General features: G+C 71.1%; 18 protein-coding genes and 1 CRISPR repeat array (1 of these 19 only partly in view). Of the genes, 8 read left to right on the top strand and 10 right to left on the bottom strand.

Annotated features, from left to right (window positions below):
- Positions 1 to 129: a CRISPR direct-repeat array (repeat unit 30 nt) (it extends 328 nt beyond the left edge of the window).
- 319 nt (positions 130 to 448) lie between these two features.
- Positions 449 to 928 (top strand): peroxiredoxin, encoded by a 480-nt coding sequence (locus OID54_RS30825; RefSeq protein ID WP_329024877.1) that lies wholly within the window; start codon positions 449 to 451, stop codon positions 926 to 928.
- 121 nt (positions 929 to 1,049) lie between these two features.
- Here OID54_RS30825 and OID54_RS30820 read toward each other — a convergent pair whose 3' ends face one another.
- Positions 1,050 to 3,233, bottom strand: a complete 2,184-nt coding sequence (locus OID54_RS30820) for an alkaline phosphatase family protein (RefSeq protein WP_329024876.1) — start codon at positions 3,231 to 3,233, stop codon at positions 1,050 to 1,052.
- A gap of 181 nt (positions 3,234 to 3,414) precedes the next feature.
- Positions 3,415 to 3,819: a hypothetical protein gene (locus tag OID54_RS30815; protein WP_329024874.1), complete on the bottom strand. Its 405-nt coding sequence runs from the start codon at positions 3,817 to 3,819 to the stop codon at positions 3,415 to 3,417.
- A 97-nt stretch (positions 3,820 to 3,916) separates the two neighbouring features.
- Between OID54_RS30815 and OID54_RS30810 the strand changes: the two genes are divergently transcribed.
- Together OID54_RS30810 and OID54_RS30805 are read left to right on the top strand one after the other, a co-directional pair.
- The gene (locus tag OID54_RS30810) at positions 3,917 to 4,687 is read left to right on the top strand and encodes an MBL fold metallo-hydrolase (protein WP_329024873.1); all 771 of its coding nucleotides are present in this window, start codon (positions 3,917 to 3,919) and stop codon (positions 4,685 to 4,687) included.
- Positions 4,684 to 5,352, top strand: a complete 669-nt coding sequence (locus tag OID54_RS30805) for a DedA family protein (protein WP_329024871.1) — start codon at positions 4,684 to 4,686, stop codon at positions 5,350 to 5,352. Before OID54_RS30810 ends, OID54_RS30805 begins: the two co-directional genes overlap by 4 nt.
- Positions 5,353 to 5,499: 147 nt before the next feature.
- On the opposite strand, the gene OID54_RS30800 is transcribed toward OID54_RS30805, so the two are convergent.
- The 3 genes from OID54_RS30800 to OID54_RS30790 are packed head-to-tail and all read right to left on the bottom strand — an operon-like array spanning position 5,500 to position 9,155.
- Positions 5,500 to 6,582 carry an MBL fold metallo-hydrolase gene (locus tag OID54_RS30800; protein WP_329024869.1) on the bottom strand — a complete coding sequence of 361 codons (1,083 nt, stop codon included), beginning with the start codon at positions 6,580 to 6,582 and terminating at the stop codon, positions 5,500 to 5,502.
- Between the two features lie 11 nt (positions 6,583 to 6,593).
- Entirely contained in the window at positions 6,594 to 7,811 is a 1,218-nt protein-coding gene (locus OID54_RS30795; RefSeq protein ID WP_329024867.1) for an aminotransferase class I/II-fold pyridoxal phosphate-dependent enzyme, read from the bottom strand.
- 48 nt (positions 7,812 to 7,859) lie between these two features.
- Entirely contained in the window at positions 7,860 to 9,155 is a 1,296-nt protein-coding gene (locus OID54_RS30790; RefSeq protein WP_329024865.1) for a sulfite oxidase, read from the bottom strand.
- A 416-nt stretch (positions 9,156 to 9,571) separates the two neighbouring features.
- Here OID54_RS30790 and OID54_RS30785 point away from each other — a divergent pair, with 416 nt between their 5' ends.
- The gene (locus tag OID54_RS30785) at positions 9,572 to 11,077 is read left to right on the top strand and encodes a bifunctional phosphatase PAP2/diacylglycerol kinase family protein (protein ID WP_329024863.1); all 1,506 of its coding nucleotides are present in this window, start codon (positions 9,572 to 9,574) and stop codon (positions 11,075 to 11,077) included.
- An 86-nt stretch (positions 11,078 to 11,163) separates the two neighbouring features.
- Positions 11,164 to 11,973 carry a class I SAM-dependent methyltransferase gene (locus tag OID54_RS30780; RefSeq protein WP_329024861.1) on the top strand — a complete coding sequence of 270 codons (810 nt, stop codon included), beginning with the start codon at positions 11,164 to 11,166 and terminating at the stop codon, positions 11,971 to 11,973.
- A gap of 234 nt (positions 11,974 to 12,207) precedes the next feature.
- Here the strand turns inward: OID54_RS30780 and OID54_RS30775 are convergent, their stop codons facing one another.
- Positions 12,208 to 12,579, bottom strand: a complete 372-nt coding sequence (locus OID54_RS30775; RefSeq protein WP_329024859.1) for a hypothetical protein — start codon at positions 12,577 to 12,579, stop codon at positions 12,208 to 12,210.
- Between the two features lie 512 nt (positions 12,580 to 13,091).
- On the opposite strand from OID54_RS30775, the gene OID54_RS30770 reads away from it, so the two are divergent.
- Positions 13,092 to 13,445 carry a VOC family protein gene (locus OID54_RS30770; RefSeq protein WP_329024857.1) on the top strand — a complete coding sequence of 118 codons (354 nt, stop codon included), beginning with the start codon at positions 13,092 to 13,094 and terminating at the stop codon, positions 13,443 to 13,445.
- 148 nt (positions 13,446 to 13,593) lie between these two features.
- Here OID54_RS30770 and OID54_RS30765 read toward each other — a convergent pair whose 3' ends face one another.
- The 3 genes from OID54_RS30765 to OID54_RS30755 all read right to left on the bottom strand — a co-directional run bounded on the left by OID54_RS30765 (position 13,594) and on the right by OID54_RS30755 (position 16,587).
- Positions 13,594 to 15,564 (bottom strand): DUF5107 domain-containing protein, encoded by a 1,971-nt coding sequence (locus tag OID54_RS30765; RefSeq protein ID WP_329024855.1) that lies wholly within the window; start codon positions 15,562 to 15,564, stop codon positions 13,594 to 13,596.
- A 102-nt stretch (positions 15,565 to 15,666) separates the two neighbouring features.
- Complete coding sequence (locus OID54_RS30760; RefSeq protein WP_329024853.1) at positions 15,667 to 16,308, bottom strand: GNAT family N-acetyltransferase; 642 nt, start codon at positions 16,306 to 16,308, stop codon at positions 15,667 to 15,669.
- Positions 16,309 to 16,344: 36 nt separating this feature from the next.
- A complete protein-coding gene (locus OID54_RS30755) occupies positions 16,345 to 16,587 on the bottom strand; it encodes a LapA family protein (RefSeq protein WP_329024852.1) in 243 nt (80 codons plus the stop codon).
- Positions 16,588 to 16,837: 250 nt separating this feature from the next.
- Here OID54_RS30755 and OID54_RS30750 point away from each other — a divergent pair, with 250 nt between their 5' ends.
- Both OID54_RS30750 and OID54_RS30745 read left to right on the top strand, forming a co-directional pair.
- Positions 16,838 to 17,584 (top strand): GntR family transcriptional regulator, encoded by a 747-nt coding sequence (locus OID54_RS30750; RefSeq protein ID WP_329027876.1) that lies wholly within the window; start codon positions 16,838 to 16,840, stop codon positions 17,582 to 17,584.
- A 176-nt stretch (positions 17,585 to 17,760) separates the two neighbouring features.
- Positions 17,761 to 18,840: an adenosine deaminase gene (locus OID54_RS30745; RefSeq protein ID WP_329024850.1), complete on the top strand. Its 1,080-nt coding sequence runs from the start codon at positions 17,761 to 17,763 to the stop codon at positions 18,838 to 18,840.
- A gap of 103 nt (positions 18,841 to 18,943) precedes the next feature.
- On the opposite strand, the gene OID54_RS30740 is transcribed toward OID54_RS30745, so the two are convergent.
- Positions 18,944 to 22,252, bottom strand: a complete 3,309-nt coding sequence (locus tag OID54_RS30740; RefSeq protein WP_329024848.1) for an NACHT domain-containing protein — start codon at positions 22,250 to 22,252, stop codon at positions 18,944 to 18,946.
- Between the last annotated feature and the right edge of the window lie 27 nt (positions 22,253 to 22,279).

Raw genomic sequence — 22,279 nt, 5'->3', positions numbered from 1 at the left:
TGGTCCCGTCCGGCCGGTCTGTCCCTGTGGACGTTCCAGGTGGTCCCCGCGCATGCGGGGGTGGTCCCGTGTTCATGGACTTCGGGTACGGCCGCCGCTAGTGGTCCCCGCGCATGCGGGGGTGGTCCACGCCACCGCGTGGGCTCCCGTCAGGCTTTGAGCAAGGGAGCCAGAACGGGAGCCACACGTCTCAACACATGATGGACAGTCACGGACGTCGGTGGACGCGATGACCCCGGCCCAAGGTGTCTGGGTCACACTTCCAACAGGACGCTTCGAGTCTGCACCTACACGAGAGGTAATCCCCGCACTGACGTGTCAGCGTCATGGGGTGCTGACAAGGCCCATTGCTGATCCGGAGAATGGTCCAGGTCAACGCTCGATCCACCCTCGTTCCACGGCTGCTTCGGGTCCACCGCAGCCGGGGGCGCGTTCGACGGGAGTCACCTTGGCAGCATCACCCGAGCGCGGCCGGCAGATTGCCGATTTCACCCTCCCTGGGGGAGTCCTGGTGGATGGGGCCTTCGAGCGTCGCGACTTCATTCTGAGCGAGCAGCGGGGGAAACCGCTGGTGCTCGCCTTCTATCCCGGGGACGACACGAGCGTCTGCACCAAGCAGTTGTGCTCCTACTCCAGTGGGCTCGATGCCTTCACCGACTGCGGTGCGCAGGTCTGGGGCATCAGCCCGCAGGGTGTGGACAGCCATGAGGCGTTCGCCCGGAAGCACGGACTGCGGATGCCTTTGCTCGCCGACACCGACAGGGCGGTGACCCGTGCCTTCGGGGTGACGATGCCGGGGCTGGGGGTGCGGCGCTCGGTGTTCATCATCGCGGCCGACGGCACCTTGCACTGGAAGCACATCGCAGTGATCGGTGCGACCTTCCGCTCCACGCGGACATTGACGGAGCAGTTGGCCGCGCTCGGCTGATCGACAGGGCGGACGGGGGGTTGCGACCGGCGGCGGCGGCGGGCGGGCGGTCACCCGCCCGTCGTGCTCCCCCCGACACGCGACGCCCTTGGGCCCGACGACGTTCTTCGTCGGACGCGACCTAGCGGTCTCCAGGCGGGTAGGGCTCCAGCGATCGCCGGAAATCCTCCTGCTCCGGGTCGCCCCCGATCTCCGCCACCGGGATCTGCGGCCCGGTGCACTCGCTCAGCCAGCGCTTGAGCACCCGGTGGAGTTGCTCTGCGCCCACGAGTTCACCGCCCGTGTCTCCCTCCCCTTCGAGCGGGTCGCCGAGTTCGACCGGTGCCATGAGGAACGGTTGGGACTGCTCGCCGCCGAGCCCGCCGTGCGAGCCGATCTGCTGCTCGAACGCGTGGATCCTGCCGGTCGCCGGGTCGTACATGGAGTTGACCATGATGTCGGCGACATGGGGGAAGGTGTCCGTACGGCGTACCGCGTCGGCGGCGCCCTTGCCGAAGGGCGCGAGTGGACCGTCGTCGGACAACTCGGCGATGGGCACCTCGGCTCCTGCGGGGCCCAGTACGACCGAACCGTGCCGTTCGCTGGCGACCAGGAGGAACCCTATGCCCGGGTGGTTGGCGAGCGTGCTCAGGAGGGCGGGATGGCGGGCTTCGATCTCCTCTCGGGTGAGCCGGCCCGGCTGGTCGGGGAAGGAGATCAGCCCCAGGTTCCCCGAGGCGAGCACGATGGGGTCGGCGCCCGCCTCGCCCCGACGCTCGCGCTGGGCGCCGGCGTCGGAGCCCGGGCCGGCCGGCGGCGAAGGGGCGAAGCCCTGTTCGTCCTCCTCGTGCCGTCGGTGCAGACCGATCCGCAGGGCGTCGGCCGCCGCGTCCCGGGCCTCGGCGCCACAGGCCGTTCGCCCGGCGCGCCGGGACACCGGTAGTCCGCAGCCCGCCCGGACCAGGTCCTTCAGACTGAGCCCGTACTCGCCTTCGAAGGTCTCGCCGGGGCTCTGTCCATGGTCGGACAGCAAGACGATCCGATAGGCGCGCGGCGCATGGGCGGCGGCCTTGGCCAGCAGCGCCACCGAGCGGTCCAGTGACTCCAGCACCTTGGCCGCGTCCCGGCTGTGCGGCCCGGAGTGGTGAGCCACCTCGTCGTAGGCCACCAGGTCGGCGTAGACGGCGGTGCGTCCGGCGAGCATGTCGCCGATCACCGCGGCGACCACGACGTCCCGTTCCACCACGGTCGCGAAGGCCCTGATGAGGGGGTACGTCCCACCGCGCGCCACCCGGGGGCGATCACCGCGGAATCGGGCCCGGGTCGCCTGCTGGATCTCCCGTACGACCTCGGCGAAGAAGGACAGCGCCGTGCGGACGGCGTTGGCGGGATCGGAGAAGTACGCGAAGTACCCGGCTCGGGACCGGTTCTCCCGGCCGCGGCGGGTGGAGACGGAGAGCACCAGGGCGACCTGGTCGGCTCCCCCGCTGAAGAGGTTGCCGCGGCTCGCCCCGTCCAGGGTGAGCAGCCCGCCGTCCCCGGTCCGTTCGATCGCGCGGCGCTGGAGTTCCACGGCGCTGGCGGGCCGGTTGCTCACCACGATCCGCCCGGTGTCCTTCTCGTACCACCGGAAGGCGGGCACGTCGTGGTTGGAGCCGTGGAGGATGCCCAACTGGCTCGCCCCGGTCTGGCTGGACCAGTCCGTACGCCACGGTGTGAGGCGGTGGGTGCCGTCGAGCCAGCCGGCGAGCGTCGGCATCAGTCCGTCCTTGACGGCCCGCAGCAGCACGTCGTGCCCGACTCCGTCGAGTTGGAGGAAGACCATGCCCGGGCAGTCCGTACCGGTGCCGTTCGCGCCCTGTCTGCGCCGGCGCCTGGTCGCCAGCCGGGAGAGCCTGCGACCGTAGGCGTCGTCGTCCCTGACGGCGAGCGCGGTGGAGGTCGCGGAGGCCACGGCGGACATCACCGCGGCGACGACGACCGCGGTCTCGGGCGCCGCGTCACCCCGGTCGTCGGGGATGAGCCTGAGGGCGAGCAACAGCAGCGAGCCGTTGAGGAAGAAGACCAGCAGACCGAGCACCAGTGCGGGTACGAGGAGCAGGGCCCGCACGACGAGTGGCCATACGAGGGCGGACAGCAGGCCGAAGGCGCCGGCGCCCCAGGCCGCGGTCACGGCGGTCCGGGTGGCGCTGTCGCCGTCGTCGGACTGCAACTGGAAGTCGGGCAGCAGCCCGGCGAGTGCCAGCAGTGTGAGCGTGGACACCGCCCACACCACGATCACCCGAAGCAGGGCACTGCCGGCCCTGCGCCACCGCCTTTCGGCCACTCCGATACCGCCTCACTCGGGAACAGGACTCCAGCGTGGCACAGCCCGGGCGGTGGTCGATCCGCCGATCGCAGGTCTCAGGGATGGCTCAGGGACGGGTCGGGGACGGGGTACGTCCGTCGAGGACCAGCCATCCGTACCGGGGCCGGGGTCCGGCGCTCATGCGGGCGTACGCGGGGTGTCAGCAGCCGTCGTAGCCGGCGGTCGGCATGGAGAGCCGTCGATGGACGTCCGCCTTCATCGCCGCGTCGTACACCGGCTCGGGCAGGTCCGCAGTCCGTACATCCACCCCGCGCCGAGCGCACTCCGCCATGAAGTCCGGCACCGATACCAGTGCCCGGGCCAGTACCCGCTCGTTGGGCGCGAGGAAGAAGTCGACGCGGTCGTCCTCCACGTCCGCCCAGAGCGCGCACAGATCGTGGCGCACCCCGCAGAACACCAGTTGTCTGGTGATGGTGTGACCTTGCTGACCTGCCCAGTGAGCGCACATCCGCTGCTGGCTGCGGGTGTCCACCAAGAAGGGGTGCCGGTCGAGTTCTTCGAGGGGTGTGAGGCTCGCGATCGCCGCCACCCGTAGGCCGCCCATGGTCGTCCCCTCCGATTTCGCCGTTGGCCCGCAGACCCTACTCCGGCCGAGGCCCTAGGCTCGTACCAAAAGCCCGTACGAACGAGGGAGGACGGCCGTGCCGGTCGACGTCACCTGGTGGGGTCATGCGACCTGCACGGTCGAGGACTCCGGGGTGCGGGTGCTGACCGATCCGCTGTTCGTGCGCAGGCTGGCGCACCTGCGCCGACGGCGGGGGGCGGTGCCACCGCCCGAAGCGGCCGTCGCGGACGCGGTGCTCGTCTCGCACCTCCATCGCGACCATCTCCATCTGCCGTCGCTGGCCCGGCTGGCCGGCGGCACTCGACTCGTGGTGCCCCACGGTGCCGCCAGGGCGGTCCCGGGGCTGAGTCGGCTGGGACTGGAGCTCACCGAAGTCTCCCCGGGTGAGGAGATATGCGTCGGGGACGTGACCGTACGGGCGGTGCCGGCGCTCCACGACGGACGGCGGATCCCGGTGGGGCCGCACCGCTCCCCCGCACTGGGCTATGTGATCACCGGTGAGGCGCGCACCTACTTCGCGGGGGACACCGGACTCTTCGACTCGATGGCGGCGGAGGTTGGTCCGATCGATCTGGCGCTGCTTCCGGTCGGCGGCTGGGGGCCCTATCTCGGGCACGGCCATCTGGATGCCGGGCGGGCGGCGCAGGCGGTGGCCGCGCTCGGGCCGCGCTCCGCGGTGCCGGTCCACTACGGCACCTACTGGCCGATCGGTCTGGACGGGGTACGGCCCCATGAGTTCTACGCCCCGGGCGAGGAATTCGTCCGCAAGACGGCCCGGCTCGCTCCCGAGGTATCCGTGCACCGGCTCGGTCACGGCGAACGGTGGAGACCGGAGGTCAGCTGGTGACCACCCTGTTCTCGGACGCTCTGGCGGGGATTTCCGACATCGTGGAGCGGTTCCCGCCCGAGTCGACCCAACAGGCCGTGGGCTATCCCTCGCTCTTTCTCCTGGTGGCGCTGGGGGCTTTGGTTCCGGTGGTGCCCACGGGTGCCGTGGTGAGTTCGGCAGCGGTGGTGGCGATGCACCAGACGGCCCCGCTCGCCTTGCTGTACGTCTTCCTGGTCGCCTCCTTCGCGGCCTTCCTCGGGGATGTGACGCTCTACTGGCTGGGCCAGCGCGGCGTGCGTTCCAAGAGCGGCTCCCGGTGGCTGGAGGAGTTGCGCGGCCACGCCGATCCGGACCGGCTGGAGCAGGCGCAGCGCAAGCTGGAGGACCACGGCGTGGCCGTGCTGGTGCTGTCCCGGCTGATTCCGGCCGGGCGGATACCGGTGATGCTGGCGTGCCTGTTGGCCACCATGCCGCTGCGCACCTTCATCCGGGGCAACCTCCCGGCATGCCTGGCGTGGGCGGTGACGTACCAGTTGATCGGCATTCTGGGCGGGTCGTTGTTCGACGAGCCGTGGAAGGGGGTGGCCCTCGCGGTGGTGCTGACGGTGGTGATCAGTGGGGCGCCCGCGCTCTGGCGGGGCATACGTCGACGGTGGCCAGGTTCGTCCGGTCAGCACGCCTGAGCGCGGGCCGGCGCCTCCTGCCGTCCCGGACGGGTGCTCAACTGCTCGACGGGGGCCGACGCACCGGGCCGGGCAGGAGCGGGGCTGTCGGTCGACCGGGCCCGGCACCGAGGCAAACAGGTCACCCGGCTCCGGGCGGGATGGATCTCAGGCGGTCAGCACCCGGGAGCCGCCCACCGGCAGGTCCCAGAGCTGACCCCGTGGCCGTCCCGTGTGCGCCCAGGCCGCTCTGACTCGCGCCAGGGGTTCCAGCACCGGTTCGCTGGAGAGGACGAAGGTCGCCCAGTGCATGGGGGCCATGTTCCGCGCCCCCAGGTCGACGAAGGCGCGCACGGCCTCCTCGGGGTCGGTGTGCACATCGCGCAGCCACCAGCGGGGCGCATAGGCGCCGATCGGCAGGAGGGCCACATCAAGGTCGGGGTGGCGCCGGCCGATCTCCCGGAACCAGTGTCCATATCCGGTGTCGCCGGCGAAGTACACCGACTGCCCCAACCGGTCCGTGAGCACCCAGCCGCCCCAGAGCGAGCGGTTGGTGTCGGTGAGAGTGCGTTTGGACCAGTGGTGGGCCGGGACAAAGTCGAACCGGACACCGGCCAACTCAGCCCCCTCCCACCAGTCGAGTTCTGTCACCCGGGTGAAGCGACGGCGGCGGAACCAGCGGGCGAGGCCGGCGGGTGCGAAGACGGGGGTGCGTCGGGGCAGCCGCTTGAGGGTCGGGGCGTCGAGGTGGTCGAAGTGGTTGTGGCTGATCACGACGGCGTCGACGGTCGGGAGGTCTGTCCAGCGCACGCCGACGGGGGTGATCCTGGCCGGGGTGCCGAGGATGCGCCGGGACCACACCGGGTCGGTCAGGACGGTCAGACCGCCGATGGAGAGCACCCAACTGGCGTGGCCCGCCCAGGTCACCGCGATCGTGGTGCTGTCCACGGCCGGGAGGGGACCCGGAGCGAAGGGCAGGAGGGGGATGTCCCGCAGTCCCTCCGCACAGGGGCGGGCCGCGCCCTCGCGGGCGAGGCGGGCCAGGGCCCGGACACCGGGCAGTGGGGCGGTGAGCCGGTCGGTGAAGGAGCGCGGCCAGTGTCGGACCTCGCCCAGCGGGCGGGGGGCGGACCCGGAGGTGCGCGGGGGTGTCCGCCCGCCCCGACCACCGAGCGTCCCGACGCCACCAGGGGCCGGCTCCCCCTCCTGAAGCGGCTCCATCGGGTCCGTCGGCGTTCCGTGCTCGGCCATCCTGCCTCCGTTCACCGCAATTCGTCGAAGGCCGTTCCCAACATGCTCAACGCGGTGGCGACATGGGGCAATTCCAGGGGCGCCGGTGAGGTGAGGGACTCCTGCCGCTCCTGTGCGGTCGCCCCGAGGAGTGGTGCGGTCGCCAACCGGGTGCGGAGTGCGCCCAACTCGTCGCCGAACCGGTGCCCTCCTGGTGCGGGTGTGCCGAGACGGGCGGTCAGATACTCCTCCAGTTCCATCGAGTCGGCGACGCCGTTCTCGGCGAGCCTGCGGCGCAGGGGTCCGAGGTCCGCATAGAGGTGGCGACCGGCCTGCGGCGGACGGGACAGGACACCGCGGGACAGGATGGTCCGGTGCAGGGCCGCGGCGACGGCCGCATGGAGGGCCACGGCGCGCTCCCGGTGGGCGGTCAGCGCTGCGGGTTCGCCGAGCGCATGGGTGGCGGCGGCGGCCAGGGGTTCGGCGACGAGCGCGCCGAGAGCGGTGAGCACGTCGAGGGTGCTGGCCCGGTGGGCTGCGCCGGGGGCGGTCGCCGGGAAACGGGCCATGGCCACGGGCCAGGATGAGGGGAGGAACCCGCCCGCCAGGTCACCCACGACCGTGACGTCGTCGGGGCACATCTCGGCCGGGCTGAGCAGCACGGTGCCCGCGGGCCGGTGCAGGGTGTCCCGCCAGGTCTCGTCGCTGATGATGTGCAGGCCCTCCCCGATCGCGGCCTCGCACGCCTCGCGCACCGTCTCGGGCGGCGGGACGGTGGCGGTGGGGTCATCGGCGACGGACAGCAGCAGCAGCCCGGGACGGCCGCCTTCGGTCCGTACCCGTCGGATGGTCTCAAGCAGGGCGTACGGATCGGGTACGCCACCGCACTCGGCCGGTGTGGGCACGTGGTAGGCCGGACGGCCCAACAATCTGGCTTGCGGGGTCCACCAGGCGGGGCAGGGCCGGGGCATCAGCACATCCCCGTGGTGGGCACCGATGATCGCGAAGAGGAGTTGTTGGGGACCTGCGGCTGCGACCACCTGGTCGGAGCGGGTGTGCAGCCCGCGCCGCCACCAGTAGCCGGCTGCCGCCTCGCGCAGGAGGGGGCCGCCGCCGGGCGGTTCGCCCTCGGCGCTGTTCGCGGCGGCGGCCAGGACCCCGGAGAGCTCGGGCGGGACGGGCAGCCCCGGCTCGGGTGCGGGTGGGCCGTAGCGGACGGGGCCGTGCCCTTCGGTGTCCGTCCGCCGCATCCTGCTCCTCCGACCACCGGTGCCGTACTGCCGGAGCCGGCCCGTCGCCTAGCTCATGTGCCCTTTATACGGAGGTTCAGACCGGGCTGCTCGGTGAGCGTTCGCACTGGCGACAACGGTGACCGGGTGACGCACGACCGCGTCGAAGAGATACCCCTGGGTGTTGTGGGGAGTGCGCTCGGGTTGGCGGTTCCCGGCCCGGTCGGTGGTCCGGGCGAGCAGTTCGACGGGGCCGGTGCGGCGTGGGTGCCAGGGCAGGGACCAGCGCACCCAGCCGTGCCGACGCGGGGTGTCGTGCAGTTGGGCCCGGCGCCAGTGGGCACCGCCGTCGGTGCTGATCTCGACCGCCCGGACGGGAGCCGCGGCCGACCAGGCCCGTCCGGTGAGCCGATGGGGCCTGTCGACCTCCAAGGCGGCTCCGAGGGGCAGTTCGAAGGCGCTCTTGAGGGTCTGCCGGGTGAGCGGCTGGCTGCCCGCGGGCGGATGGTCGGCGCCGAAGAGGCGGTAGAACTGGGTGTTCCACGGCGACTCCAACGGTGTGTCACTGACCTCGATGTCGCCGAGCCACTTGATGGAGGCGATGCCGATCCAGGAGGGGACGATCACCCGCACCGGGAAGCCGTGGTCGTACGGCAGGGGTTCGCCGTTCATCTCGTAGGCGAGGATCACATCGTCGAGCGCCTTGGCGATGGGCAGTGGACGTCGCACCCGGCCGAGGTTGACCCCGCCGCTGATGAACTCGTCGTCCAGGCCGCGCGGCATGACGTCGACGGCGGCCGAGGAGACTCCGGCCCGGTGGAGCACATCGCGCAGCCGGACCCCGCGCCAGCGGGCGGCGCCGATCGCCCCGAGCGTCCAGGGGGTGCCGCTGACGGTTTCGCCCTGCTGGGTGGCGAAGAAGCTGCGGCCGTTGCCCGCGCACTCCACCACGGCGGTCCGGGTGACCGACGGCAGGGACCGCAACTGTCCGTAGCTGAAGTCCACGGGCCGGCGCCCACCCAGCGCGCTGCCCCACACGGTGAGTCGCCAGTCGTTCTCGTCGAGGCGGGGCGTGGAGGTGTGGTTGCGGACGAAGAACCGGTCGACGGATGTGAGGGCGCCGGTGTCGCGGAATGCCTCGAAGCGGGTCTCCGCGTTGGTGCCGCGGATGGTGAAAGTCTCGGGCGGGAGGGGTTTGACGATGCCCGGGGCGGTCGCGGCCGGAGCCGGAGCCTCGGCCGGAGTCGGGGCGAGGGGGTTGGCGCGGGCGGGTAAGGCGGGCAGCACCCCTGCGGCCAGCGGGACGGCCCCGATGAGTTTCAGCAGTTCACGACGGCGCGTGGGGAGAACGGACGGGGAAGGCATGGGGTGCTCCTCGGGAGTGGGTACGTGTGCAGCGCGCGCTGAGGGTCGGTGGGGATCGTCGAGGTATCCGGCCGCACTGGGGGTTCGACACGGTTACCGCGCGGCGTGGTGCGGGGTGAGCGGACGGGCCCGCGCTCCCCCATCGCGAAGGTGGGTGCTCGGAGCACAGCGGCCAGGGCTGCCCCAGCGGGCCGAAGGCTTCGGAACCTCAGGTCAACAACAGGGACACGGGGGCAGTCGACGCGGTATCGCTACCGGGAGGGCCCTGGCGCCTTGGTTGATGACCATGCGGGCGATCCTAGCCATGCCTCCGGTGCGTTTAACAGGGCAAGGACGCCCGGAGCGCCGACAGCGGGGAGGGCGGCGAATGGGGGGCACGGTGCGTGGGGAGTCCCCGGGCGGGGTACGCGCGATCCATGTCTCCTGCGCACGCACAGCCCAACCCGAGGTTGCGGACGGACGTCCCCGGCCTGCTCAGCCGTCTGGACCGCCAGGTGTTCCAAGCCGTCGCGGCCCGGGAGTGGCCCGGGGCCGAGCCGGTGCTGCCCCGGCTGAGCCGCAGCGCCAACCACGGGCTGTTGTGGTTCGGGGCCGCGGCCGGCATCGCGGCGCTGGGCAGCAACGCCCGCGCACGACGGGCGGCGGTGCGCGGAATGGCCTCGCTCGCCCTGGCATCCGCCACGATCAACACCATCGGGAAGCGGTCGGTGCGCAGGGCGCGCCCGGTGCTCGACGCGGTACCGGTGATACGACAACTGAAGCGCCAGCCCTTCACGACATCGTTCCCGTCCGGCCATGCGGCATCGGCCGCCGCGTTCGCCACCGGTGTCGCGCTGGAGTCCAAGGGTTGGGGTGCGGTGGTCGCTCCGGTGGCCGCTTCGGTGGCGTTCTCCCGGGTGTACACCGGTGTCCACTACCCGAGTGATGTGCTCGCGGGCGCGGCGCTCGGGGTGGGCGCGGCGTTCGCCATCCGGGGCTTGGTCCCGACGCGGTCGCAGTTGCCGACACCCGGCAGGCCGCAGACGAGCGCGCCGGCGCTGCCGGACGGCGCGGGACTGGTGATCGTGGTGAACCGTCGCTCCGGTTCGGCCGAGTCGGCGGATCTGATCGGTGAGGCGTTGCCGCTCGCCGAGGTGGTGGAGTGCGGTCCGGGTGAGCTGGGTCCGGCGCTGGAGAAGGCGGCCCGCAACTGCCGGGCCCTGGGTGTCTTCGGCGGCGACGGCACCATCAACCTGGCGGCGGCGACCGCCATAGAGCAGGGCGTGCCGCTGGCCGTGTTCCCGGGCGGGACCTTTAACCACTTCGCCTACGACCTGGGGATCGAGACCCCGGAGGACACCTATCGGGCGGTGGTCGCAGGGGACGCCGTCAAGGTGGACCTGGGTCGGTTCACCCCTGGCCCCGAGGAGTGCGGCGGCCGGCCCGGGTACTTCCTCAACACCTTCAGCCTCGGTGTCTATCCGGAGCTGGTGAACATCAGGGAGCGTTGGTCGCCGCGGATCGGTGGCTGGCCGGCGGGTGTGCTGGCGGCCACCCGGGTGCTGCGTCACGGGCGTCCTTTGGAGGCTGCGGTACAGGGTCGGCACCGGCCGATGTGGTTGCTGTTCGCCGGCAATGGCATCTATCAACGGGTGGGGCCGACGCCTGGGCACCGTCAGGATCTGGCGGACGGGCTCTTGGACGTCCGGGTGGTGCACGGGGGCCGCTGGCCCGGGCTGCGGCTCCTGGCCGCGGCGCTCGCCGGCCCGATCAGCCGTTCGCCCGTCCATGCGGCGGAGCAGTTGCACCGGCTGCGGATCACGGGGTTGGAGCCGGGGACTCCGTTGGCGTACGACGGTGAAGTGACCCTGGCCCCTGCGGAGTTCACCGTGGACAAGGTGGTGGGCGCGCTGACGGTCTATCGACCGCAGGCACTGCTCTAGCAGTCGTCCATATATCAAGACACCCATCTCATTATTTGGCCCACGGGCTTACGGTGGAGCTCCCAACCACCCCAGGGAGGTCCGCCATGCCGCAGGAATCAGCCGTCTACACCCATGGCCATCACGAGTCGGTACTGCGTTCGCACACTTGGCGTACGGCCGCGAACTCTGCGGCGTACCTCCTGGATGAACTGCGCGATGACATGCGCATCCTGGACATCGGTTGCGGACCTGGCACCATCACGGCCGACCTGGCGGCACTGGTACCCAACGGCCATGTCACCGGTGTGGACATCGCACCGGAGATCGTCGACCAGGCACGGAAGCTGGCCGGGGAACGGGGGCTCGCCCACACCGACTTCGCGGTGGCCGACGTCGGTGAACTGGACTTCCCCGATGACTCGTTCGACGTCGTGCATGCCCATCAGGTGCTGCAACACCTGGGAGATCCGGTGGGTGCCCTGCGGGAGATGCGGCGGGTCTGCCGCCCGGGTGGCATCGTGGCCGTGCGGGACAGCGACTACGGCGCTTTCACCTGGTTCCCCGAGGTCCCCGTGCTGGACGAATGGCTGGCGCTGTACCGCAGGGTCGCCCGGTCGAATGGCGGCGAGCCCGACGCGGGTCGAAGACTGCTGTCATGGGCACAGGCCGCCGGCTTCACCGAGATCCGCTCCACCGCATCCACCTGGTGCTTTGCGACACCCGAGGAACGTGCCTGGTGGAGCGGGCTGTGGGCGGACCGTACGACCGCATCGGTGTACGCCGCCATCGCGGTGGACAGCGGCCACACCAAGGCCGAACGCCTCTCAGCCATCGCCGACGGCTGGCGCGAGTGGGGTGCACAGGACGACGGCTGGTTCCTGGTGCCGCACGGTGAGCTGATCTGTCGGGCCTGACACCACTGCGGCCCGACCCCTCGCCCGGTCCGGGCCGGGAGCGGATACGCCATCCCCATCGGACCCAACGGCGGCCCCACGCAGAACGCTCGGCCGGGAACCCGGCCGAGCGTCTCGGCGAACGTGGTGCAGTCAGATCAAGCGACCGCGTGGTGCAACGATCACCGGAAACCGCTCAGACACACGGAGCAACCACCCCTACCGATCGCATGCTCGAATGCCTCGCGCGGCTGACTACCGCTCGGAGAACGCCGCGGAGTACACGCAGCCACCGCCGTGCCAGCACAGCTCCATCTGGAAGTACCTGCCGCCGATGATGTCGTACGACCCCCGGTCGCAGCCCCGGTCACCACCGTCGTCCCAGGTGCCGACCGAGAGCAGGCGACCTTGGGCATAGGTCCACAGCTTTCCGGTGACGCCGTGGCCATCAGCCTTGGTGTCACAGACGACAAACTTGTCCCCGTCGTCGATGAACGTCATATAGCCGCGGCCGTTCGGAAGTTGAATGCCCACGTTGGCGGCTGAAGCCGGAGCCGAGGCGAATCCGATCATCATGGCGGCGGCTGCGCCGATCAGGGATCCCCGCTTGAGCATGGTCCTGGCCATCTGATACCTCCCTTTCCTCTGGGTGATCGCGATACTGCGGCAGCGGGCGGAGAGGGCGGCCACCGATGGAGGGCACTGCACTCCGATACCTGAGTTCCCCCGTGGTGCCGCAGGTGTTGCGGTCCATCCCTCCCGAAGTGGAGAGAACAGGGCTCGCACCACCGCAGTTCCCTCGACGGGCCTCCATGCCGATCCGCTGCGCTGCCGTTGGGTTTCTCGCTTGTGTAAAGAAATCTCCCAGGAACGACCGCCGGGCGCCTTGGCTCTGAATACCCGGCACTTGACGATGAGTGACAGGGTCGCTCGTGCCGCCGGATCGGTGACCGCGCCCCCCGGAGGGCCGCCCGCACGGTCGACACACAGGTGCGAGGAGTGACCCCTCGCCCGCCGGAAGAAAGCCACCGGGTCCACTCGTTCCGCAGGACCGGGTGCTTGCTCGCTGGTTGCCCGGCCCGCCGTGACCTTCCGGCCGGGGCTCGCGTGCCCCGAAAGAAAAGCCCTAGGCTTCTGATATGGAGATCCTCGGAACGACCTTGCGCGTCTGCGTCGACGACTTGGAGGCCGCAGCAGCCTTCTACCAACGCCTCACCGGCACCACTCCGTTGCGCTTCGAGCGCGGTGGTGTGTCCGTGGCGGCGGTCGGGTGCTTCTTGCTGATGAGCGGGCCCGAGTCCGAGTTGGAAGTGCTGCGCAAGGTGACGGCGACCATCGCCGTCAGCGATGTGGACGAGACCCTCGCGACGCTCAACGAGGTGGGTGCCAAGGTCATCGCCGGACCGGTCCCAACCCCGGTGGGGCGCAATCTGATCGCGGTGCATCCGGATGGATCGGTCTTCGAGTACGCCGACCGCAAGCCGTCCCTCTAGAGCGGCCCAGACCCGTCCCGTGGTGCCCGCAGGCCGACCGGAAACGCCCGATGGCGTACCGGCCCGGACCGCGGGCACCAGGGGTTGCCGACCGTCGTAGGTCAGGACACCGCAACCCACGGCGCCTCAAAGCGAGTTGGGAGGGCCGTCAGTCGGCGGGGCGCATCCGGAAGTCGTACTCCTCGGGCAGCGGCTCGTCCGAGAGCTCTGACCAGAGCTGCGCCAGCAACTCGGATCCCTCATCGAGATCCGCCACCTCGAAGCCACCTTCGAAGATCGCCCGTGCCTCGTCGCGATACCCCTCGGCGAGCAACAATCGCGCATGGACCAGCCGGAACCGACCGCGTTGTTGCACCGCCGGCCGCAGCCTTGCCCACACCAGACGGGCTTCCTCCGGACACCCTGCCACGAGCAGTGCTTCGATCGCTTCGCGGCCGAGTGCGGCCGTCGCAGCCGTCCAGGTCTCCCCGTTGTCTCGGCGCTCCTGACAGAGATCGTCGAACGCCTCGGCGAAACGCTCGGCCGCCCGCTTGGGATGTCCTCCCACCTGGTCCGCCACCGCGAGGCAGCGCAGCAGCGGCCAGCGGGAGGGGGCGAGCTCCAGGCCACGTTCCCAACTGCGCACCGCCTGGGCGAGATCGCCCGCATGCCATTGGGCGACGCCGAGGTGGTACTCCGTCAGCGGGTCGGCGGGGGCGGTCTCCAGCATGTCACGCCAGTGCTGGGCGACCAGGGACGACCCCGGCGGCAGCACTCGCCGCGGCTCGGGGAAGACCCCGGTGGCGAGCAGTTCCTGCCAGGGCGCCTGCTCCTCGCCGAGTGTGGTCGCGTCGAAGGGGGTCCCGGGCAGGGCGAATCCGGCGCGGAGCACTTCGAGGGCGCCCCACCCTGATCCGGCCGCGAGCGAGCGGACCGGTTCGGTGTCCGCATGGGGCAGCCAGGCACGGTAGGCGGCGTCCACGGCCTCGCGGGGCAGTGCGTCCGTCAGCCGTGACTCGACCTCGGCGCGTGCCGCGGCCCAGTCCTCGCCGTGTGTCACCTGGGCGTCGGCGCTCAGCGGTCCGTACGCCTCCAGCCAGCTGAACTCCTCGCCCCCTTCGAGACGGACGTGTTCGAGCTGGGTGCGGGCGAGCCCGGCCTGGATCTCGGCGTATCCGGGGGTGTCAGGTTCGGTGAGCCAGCGCTGCCAGCGTGCACCGCCGCTTCCCGATCCCCAGTGGAACAGTTTGCGTCCCCGAAGGGTGTCGGTCGAGGTCTGGATCAGACCGTGGCCCTCGCCACCGACCGCGGCGATCCAGGTGCGGTCCCCGGTCGCCACATCGTAGAAGTGGTCCGCCGAGTGTTCACTGCGGGAGGGATAGGTGCGGTCCACTCCTTCGTGTTCGGGTACGGGCACCGACTGGAGGGGGCCGGAGTGCTCACGGTGCCAGGCCCGATCGGCGGGGGCGAGGACACGGGTGTCGGGGTGCTCCTCCACGGCGGTGTTGGACCACCAGTAGACGGGGACGGTCCGCTCGTGCGGATTGCGGATACGGACGCCCACATGGAGGAAGGCGGAATCCTCGGGGAGCCATAGGTCGATCTGGAAGGGCAGGTCACGCAGCCGCTCCCACTCCCAGAGCCTGAGCATCTCGCCCCCGTCGGGGGCCGGGACGACGGCGGCGTGCAGGGGAGCACACGAGAGGGGCGAGTGCCCGGTGGCGCCGATGTTCCATTCGATGCCACCGGAGAACCAGGCTCCGTTGAGGGCGAAATGCGCTGGTTGGAAGACGGGGTTGCGGTAGAGCAGTTCACGTCCCGTGGGCTTGTGGTGCAGGGAGTGGACCCGGCCGCCGAACCCGGGGAGCACGGTGGCGCGCAGGTGGTCGTTCTCGATGACCAGCGCGTCGAGTTCAGTGGGCGTGCGCTCGCGGTCATAGCCGTCGAGCATCCGCACGGGCAGCAGGCTGCGCAGGGGCTCGTACCCTATTTGGCGGGCCATGTCCCGGGGCAGTCCGGCTGCGGCACGCTCGTCGAGTGAGTACGACGTGGGGAGCGGTCGCAGTGCCGGCAGCGGATTGGCCGGGCCCACCGGGGCCGCGGGCAGGTTCAGTACGGTACGCCGCACGGATGTGGCCAAGGCAACCTCACTTCGCTTTCCGAAGGCCGCCGACTCCAGCAGACGACGGCCCGATGACCATCGAACAGGGTCATCGGGCCGTGGAACAGGGGGGTCGGGGGGTCAGTCTTCGGCGCGGGAGTTCGACCGGGGCGCGATCATCTCGCTGGTGAGGGCCCAGCGCTCGTGATCGCGCCATGCCCCGTCAACGTGGAGGAAGGCCGGTGAGAACCCCTCGTGGCGAAAGCCGGTGCGGCGCACGAGGGCCAGGGAGGCGTGGTTCGCCGGTTGGATGTTGGCTTCGAGCCGGTGCAGGTGCAGGGGGCCGAAGGCATGGCGCACGACCAGATCGAGCGCCTCGCTCAGCAGACCGCGCCCCACGGCGTGAGCGAAGGCCCCGTATCCGAGGGCTCCACAGCAAAAGGCGCCGTGCACGATGTTGTTGATGTTGAGGAAGCCGGCGAGGCGGTCGGGCATCGGATCGGACGCGGACGTACCGCGGGATGCGTCGCCGTCGCGCCCGCCCAGTCGTTCGTAGACGAGGAAGCCGATCCGAGCCGGGTCGTCGATCAGGCGCCGGGCGTAGTCGGTGTAGGTCTCGGCGGTCAGCGGCGGGAACAGCCAGGGTTGGTGGTGGCCGGTGCTGGCGCGCGCTGCCGCAGTGAACTCGGTGCCGTCCTCGTGGGTGATCTCCCGGATGCCCACGTGGGGGCCGAGGGCCAGATAGGGCGAGCCGGTCGGCCATGCGGTGGACGAAGAAGGCATTCGGCCAGCCTAAGGGCTGTGTCTGAGCGGCCGGCCTCAGCGGGGACGTCGACGGAAGAAGTACCCACCGCACAGTGCGCCGATCACGAACATCGCCAGCAGGGCGAAGTAGAGCGGCATGGTGACTTCGGGAATCAGGAGTCGGATCTTGACCTCCCGGGTGTTCTCGAAGATGAAGATGATGGCCAGGATCGTGAGCACACCGACCGCGATCCGCGCCGGCGTCAGCCGATCTCTGAAGCCCCTCTTCCTGCCTCTCGATGCATCCTGAGCGCTCATGGCACCAGGATGGTCCGTGCCTTGCGGTGCTGTGCGGTGGAACGGTCCGTTCGGGTGAGGGCACGCCCGCGTCGACGACCCGTCTGAGCCGCAGCTGAGCCGCACGAACCGCGCGAACCGCGCGACATAGGGGCCACGGCAGAGGGTGCATGCTGTCTGACAAGTAGCAAGGTCTTAGTTGTCTGACAAGCTTGGGTCCCAGCCCGTGATCTCCGATGATCCCGGTGACTTCGTGTGCGAGGAGCGGACCGTGGCCGTCAACCGACCTCAGCGCCGACCGGTCGTGGCACTGTACGAGCGCATCGCCGACGCCATCCACGAGGGGGTCTATCCCCCTGGCTGCACCCTGCCGTCGGAGCCCCGGTTGGCGAGCGAGCTCGGGGTCAGCAGGCCGGCGCTGCGCGAGGCGCTGCTGCTCCTCCAGGAGGACGGGTTGCTGACCGTGCGCCGCGGGGTGGGCCGGACGGTCAACCTCAGCCCGCCGCGCCGGGGCCACGAGCGCATCCAGCCACTGGAGGAGACGCTGTCCGGCAGTACTCCGGTACGGGTGCGCCCGCTGCTGAGGGCCGTGGAGGAGCCGACCGACTTCACCACCGGGCAACTGCTCGCCCCGGCCGACAGCGAACTGCGGTTCTGGGAATCCGTGCTGGAGGCGGAGGGCACGGCCGCGGCGCTGAGCCAGGAGTGGGCCGCTCCGGACGATGTGCTGGAGCGGGCGCACCCCGCCTTCGCCGAGGCGCTGCGATCGGCCGCGAGCGAGGCGGGTTCCATGCTCGCCGCGCTGGCCGGAGCCTCGCGGGCACTGCCGCTTGCCGGACACAGCACGGTGACCGCGACCCTCCTCGGCCGACGCCGCGGCGAGCAGTTGGACCGGGCACCGCAGACGCCTGCGGTGCTGATCACGCAGGTGGTGCGGGTGGAAGGCGTGCCCGTCCTCGCGGCCAAGCACATGTTGCCGACGGGCGCCCCCGCCCTCCCGATCGTGCAGTCGGGCTGACGGGCTGAGGGGCCAACGGGCAGCCCTCCACCCCGGCGGCTGCGCCAGGTGGCCCCCACCCGCGCGCCGGTCCGCCCACGCACCCGCTCCGTCGGAGCACCCGCGCCGAATGCCCCCAGCAGCGGGGAGACGGCCGTCACGGCGTCGCATCGAGAGGTGCCGTACACTCCCGCTGCATGCACTTGTCTGACATCACCCGCGCGCCCAAGGCTGTTCTTCATGACCATCTCGACGGTGGTCTGCGCCCCGCCACCATCATCGAGCTGGCGCGGGAGCACGACTACCGGGGACTGCCCACCGGGGACCCCGCGGCGCTGGCCGACTGGTTCCGCGACGCGGCGGACTCCGGTTCGCTGGAGCGGTATCTGGAGACCTTCGCCCACACCTGTGCGGTGATGCAGACCCGGGACGCCCTGGAACGGGTGGCGGCCGAGTGCGCGGTGGACCTCGCTGCGGACGGGGTCGTCTACGCCGAGGTGCGGTACGCGCCCGAACAGCATCTGGAGCGCGGTCTGACCCTGGACGAGGTCGTGGACGCGGTGAACGCCGGTTTCCGCCAGGGCGAGCGCCGCGCGGGCGGACGGATCACGGTCCGCGCCCTGCTCACCGGGATGCGGCACACCGACCGTTCACTGGAGATAGCCGAGCTCACCGTCGCCCATCGCGACCGCGGGGTGGCCGGCTTCGACATCGCCGGTGGTGAGATCGGCAATCCCCCGGCCCGTCATCTGCCGGCGTTCCAGCACCTCAAGCAGCACAACTGCCACTTCACCATCCACGCCGGCGAAGCCGTCGGCGCCGAGTCCATCCATGAGGCCGTGCAGATCTGCGGTGCGGAGCGGATCGGGCACGGCGTGCGCATCACCGACGACATCGTGGTCCACGAGGACGGCACGGCCGACCTCGGCCGGCTGGCCTCCTATGTCCGGGACAACCGGATCGCCCTGGAGGTCTGCCCGACCTCCAACCTCCAGACGGGCGCCGCGAAGGACTACGCCACCCACCCCATCGATCTGCTGCGCCGCCTCGGCTTCCGCGTCACGCTCAACACGGACAACCGCCTGGTCTCCGGTACCACCATGAGCCAGGAGTTCGAGCACATGGCGCGTGCCTTCGGGTACGGGCCCGAGGTCTTCGAGGAGTTCACCGTCGCCGCGGTCGAGTCCGCCTTCCTCCCCCTGCCGGAGCGCCGTCGACTGATCGACGAGGTCATCCGCCCGGGGTACGCGGCGCTGATCGCCCCGTCGGCCGGCTGACCGACCACCGCGCAGCGGCTCTCCGGGGACTCCGACCGCCGCGGGGCCCCGGCTCCCCGAAGACGGAGGAGCCCGTGGCCGTGGTGTGTGTGGCGGTATCCGATCAACCCCGCGACTGCGCCGGCGGGCGGCTCTGGGTGTAGATGTCGTTGACGGTCTTGCGCATCACGTCCGCGTGTTCCTCGGCGACCACGGTCCGCAGCCCCAGCAGGTAGTGCCGACCGTCCAGGCTGAAGGCGCGTACCAACTCGACACAGCGCAGCCCGTCCGGATCCGGCCGGTCGGTGGTCGGCTCGTCCCGGCAGGAGAAGTCGGCAATGACGGTCGTGGCATCCGCCCACGACCAGTCGGTCGCGGTGGTGCGCCGGGTGGAGACGGCATCGAGGTAGCGTTCGACGGCCTCGCCGTCGCAGGGCGCGGCACCGCACGGGCGCAGGTCAGCGGTCAGCCGGCCGTGGATCGATCCGACGGCCGTGGCGGAGTCGACGGATTCGGTCCGGCACACCGGACCGCGCTCGCACTCCATCGGCGGCCCCCGGAAGACGAAGGGGAACCCTTCCAGTTCCAGCAGTTGGGAACGGTCGTTCGGCTGCCAGACCGGGCCCGCGAGCGATCGCGGGCCCTCCTTGCGGTAGCGCAGGTACTTGGACTGCGCCGACAGCGGGGGGCTGGAGACGGCGTCGAGAGCGGTGCCCGGGGAAGGGCCGAGTCCGGCGTTGTGCAGCACCTGACGGGTCAAGATGCCCGCCATGGAGGCGACCCGGGGCCGGTCGGACGCCTGTTCGCGGTAGTGGAGGTCCACGACGACGTTCTTGGCCCGGGCCCGTACCGACGCCGTGGCCTCCCCCGGCCGCAGGTCGTCGGAGCGGATCTCCGCGGCGTCGCCCACTCCGCTGAGCCGGTCGCCGCGGTGGGACTGCACCCGGCGGTCGGCCACGGTAAGTGCACTCCGCCCACCATCGGGCCGCTCGACGGTGACGGTCAACTCCACGCGGACATCACGGTGGAACGGCGCGAGTTCGGTCCACCGGCACCGGTCCGAGCCCCCGATTTGACGGTCCGGTTGACTGTGCGGGTCGCTCATCGCGGGCGCGAGTTGGCCGGGGGTGAGCAGGGAGCACGCCGACGCCACGGTGTGCACGGGTCCGGGCGGGCCAAGGGTGTGCACGGCCGCGGCGAACAGCCAGACCATGATAGTCAGCCCGGCACCGATCTCCAGGGCGGCCCGGTTGACGCGGCGCTTGCCTCGCGAGGGTGCGGCCCGCCGCGGGAGGTCGTCCCCGGCGAGCCGGTTGAGGAGTGCTCCATGTCGGAAGCGGTAGCGGCCACCGCTCTGTCGTAGTACACCGCGTCGGTGCGCATCGTGCAGGAACGCGCTCAGCTGCCACGGCAGTTCGCCCCGGGCCGCGAGGTAGATGCGCGCCACGGTGTAGCGCCCCCAGGCCGAGAGGGCGACTCCGTACAGCAGCCAGGCGATCAACCCCAACAGTACGGGCGCGGCCCAGGCCCGGTCCCCGCTCTGGTCGGCTCCCGCGGACAGCAACCACAGCAGTACGGCGATCGGGGTGAGGATCAGTGCGGTGCGCAGCGCGCCCAGCCAGCCGTCCTGGCCTAGCGGTCGCTGCACCCCGGTGAGGAAGGCCGCGGTCCGGTCCTGCCCGAGCAGTTGCCAGGGGGTGCTGGCCGCCGTGGTGTCCGCGGGCTCGGTCAGCGGCAGCGGGCGGGAGAGCCGGGCGCGCCAACGCCGCGGCGCCGGCAGCACGGCTGCGTCGATCACCCGCCACCCCAGCACCAGGGCGATCAACGCCAGGAGCGCCAAGGTCGGCCAGACCGTGCCTCCAGGGGCGACGGTCGTACGGGCGGCGCCCAGGCCGATCCCGTAGACGACGGCGGTCATGGCGGCGATGGCCGGCAGGAACCCCAGCGGCCCCGTCCAGCGGGGAGCGGCCAGATCGAGCCGCCACCACTCCAGTTCCTGGGTGCCGCCGGCGCGCACATGGCGGGCGAGGAAGCGCAGCCAGCGCTCTGCCGCGACCGGGTTCCAGCTGCGGTCGGCGAGGGGACCCTGGTAGACGGAGGGCAGGAAGCGGTCGAAGAGGTGGGCCCGGATGGTGTCGGCGTCGGGGAACTTCTCGGTGTCGTCGAGCAGTTCCGCGGGATCGGCCCGGGTGTCGCTGTAGGAGGCGCGGGCGAGCGCGACCATGAGCGGAGTGGAGAGGACGCTCCGCAGCCGATCGGCGGCCCCTTCGCCGAGCTCGGCCCCATCGACGGTCCCACGCTTCGTCCCGGTGGTGGTCCCATCGGTGCGGAGCCGGTCGAGGACGGGGTCCCACTGGGTGGCTATGCGCCCGGCGGCGCTGGTGGGACGGCTCGTACGGGGTAGGTACTCGGCCAGTTGGGCGACGGTGAGCCGCTCCAGTTCCACGACGGCCGCGGCGGTCAGGACCTGACTCCCGGCGACGGTGCTCCGGTAGGCGTCCGTACGGCTCGTGAGCACGAATCCCGCGGCGGGGCGCAGGGTGGCCTGGAACTCGGCGAGCGCACCGGGCCGAAGGGCCGTCGGAATGTCGTCCCATCCATCGAGCACGGGCAGGATGCGACCGCTGCGCAGCAGCGCCGAGGCGAGCGCCCGCCGCTCCTCGTCAGGGCCGGCGAGCCGGGGGTGCCGGTCGGCGATGTACTCGGCCGCCCACTGCCACAGGGACTGGCGCCCCGGCTGCCAGCAGGCCAACGGGAGGATCACCGGCACGGGCCCTTTGCCCAGGGCGCGGCGGGCGAAGCGAAGGGCCAGCACGGACTTCCCGGCGCCCGTGGCGCCGAGCACCACCAGTCGGCGCGATGGCAGCCGCGCGAAGACGTCGTTGATGTCGTCGAACTCCCCGCCGAGGTCGGGCATTTGGCTACTGCCCCGGCTGATGCTCGCCACATGGTCCGACAGCCGTGGGTCGGCAGCGCGCCAGCGAACCTGGAGGGGGATCGGATCGTGGAGGCGAGCGCGCCGTTCTTCCTGGTCGTAGGCCGTGCGTAGCCAATCGCCGAGTCGTACGGCGGCCAGGTCGAGCCGATCGGCGCCGAGGTCGATGTCACGGCCGCGTCTGGACCATGCCGCACGGGTCAACTGCCAGAGCCCGATGGCGAGCACACCGCCGCCGAGCCAGAGGGGCCCGGTCCAGTGCGGATCGACGCGCCACAGCGTCAGGGCACCGCCGGTCGTGGCCAGGAGCAGCGCCACCACCATCTGCAGCGGCTGTGGGCGATACGGCCGGGGCGGATCGATGCGAAGGTGCGGCTCGTCTTCAAGGGAGCCGGCCCGGGTGAGGTTCGCGGCGTGTCCACCGCTCACGGGGTGGACGACCGTGCTGGGGACAGGGCGGGTCCGCCGTGCGCTCCACGACTCCAACTGCCCCTTCATATGCTCATCGTGCCACCCCGACGATCA

This window comes from Streptomyces sp. NBC_00690 (assembly GCF_036226685.1).
GTDB lineage: Bacteria > Actinomycetota > Actinomycetes > Streptomycetales > Streptomycetaceae > Streptomyces.
This window is presented reverse-complemented; position numbering and strand designations above follow the sequence as displayed.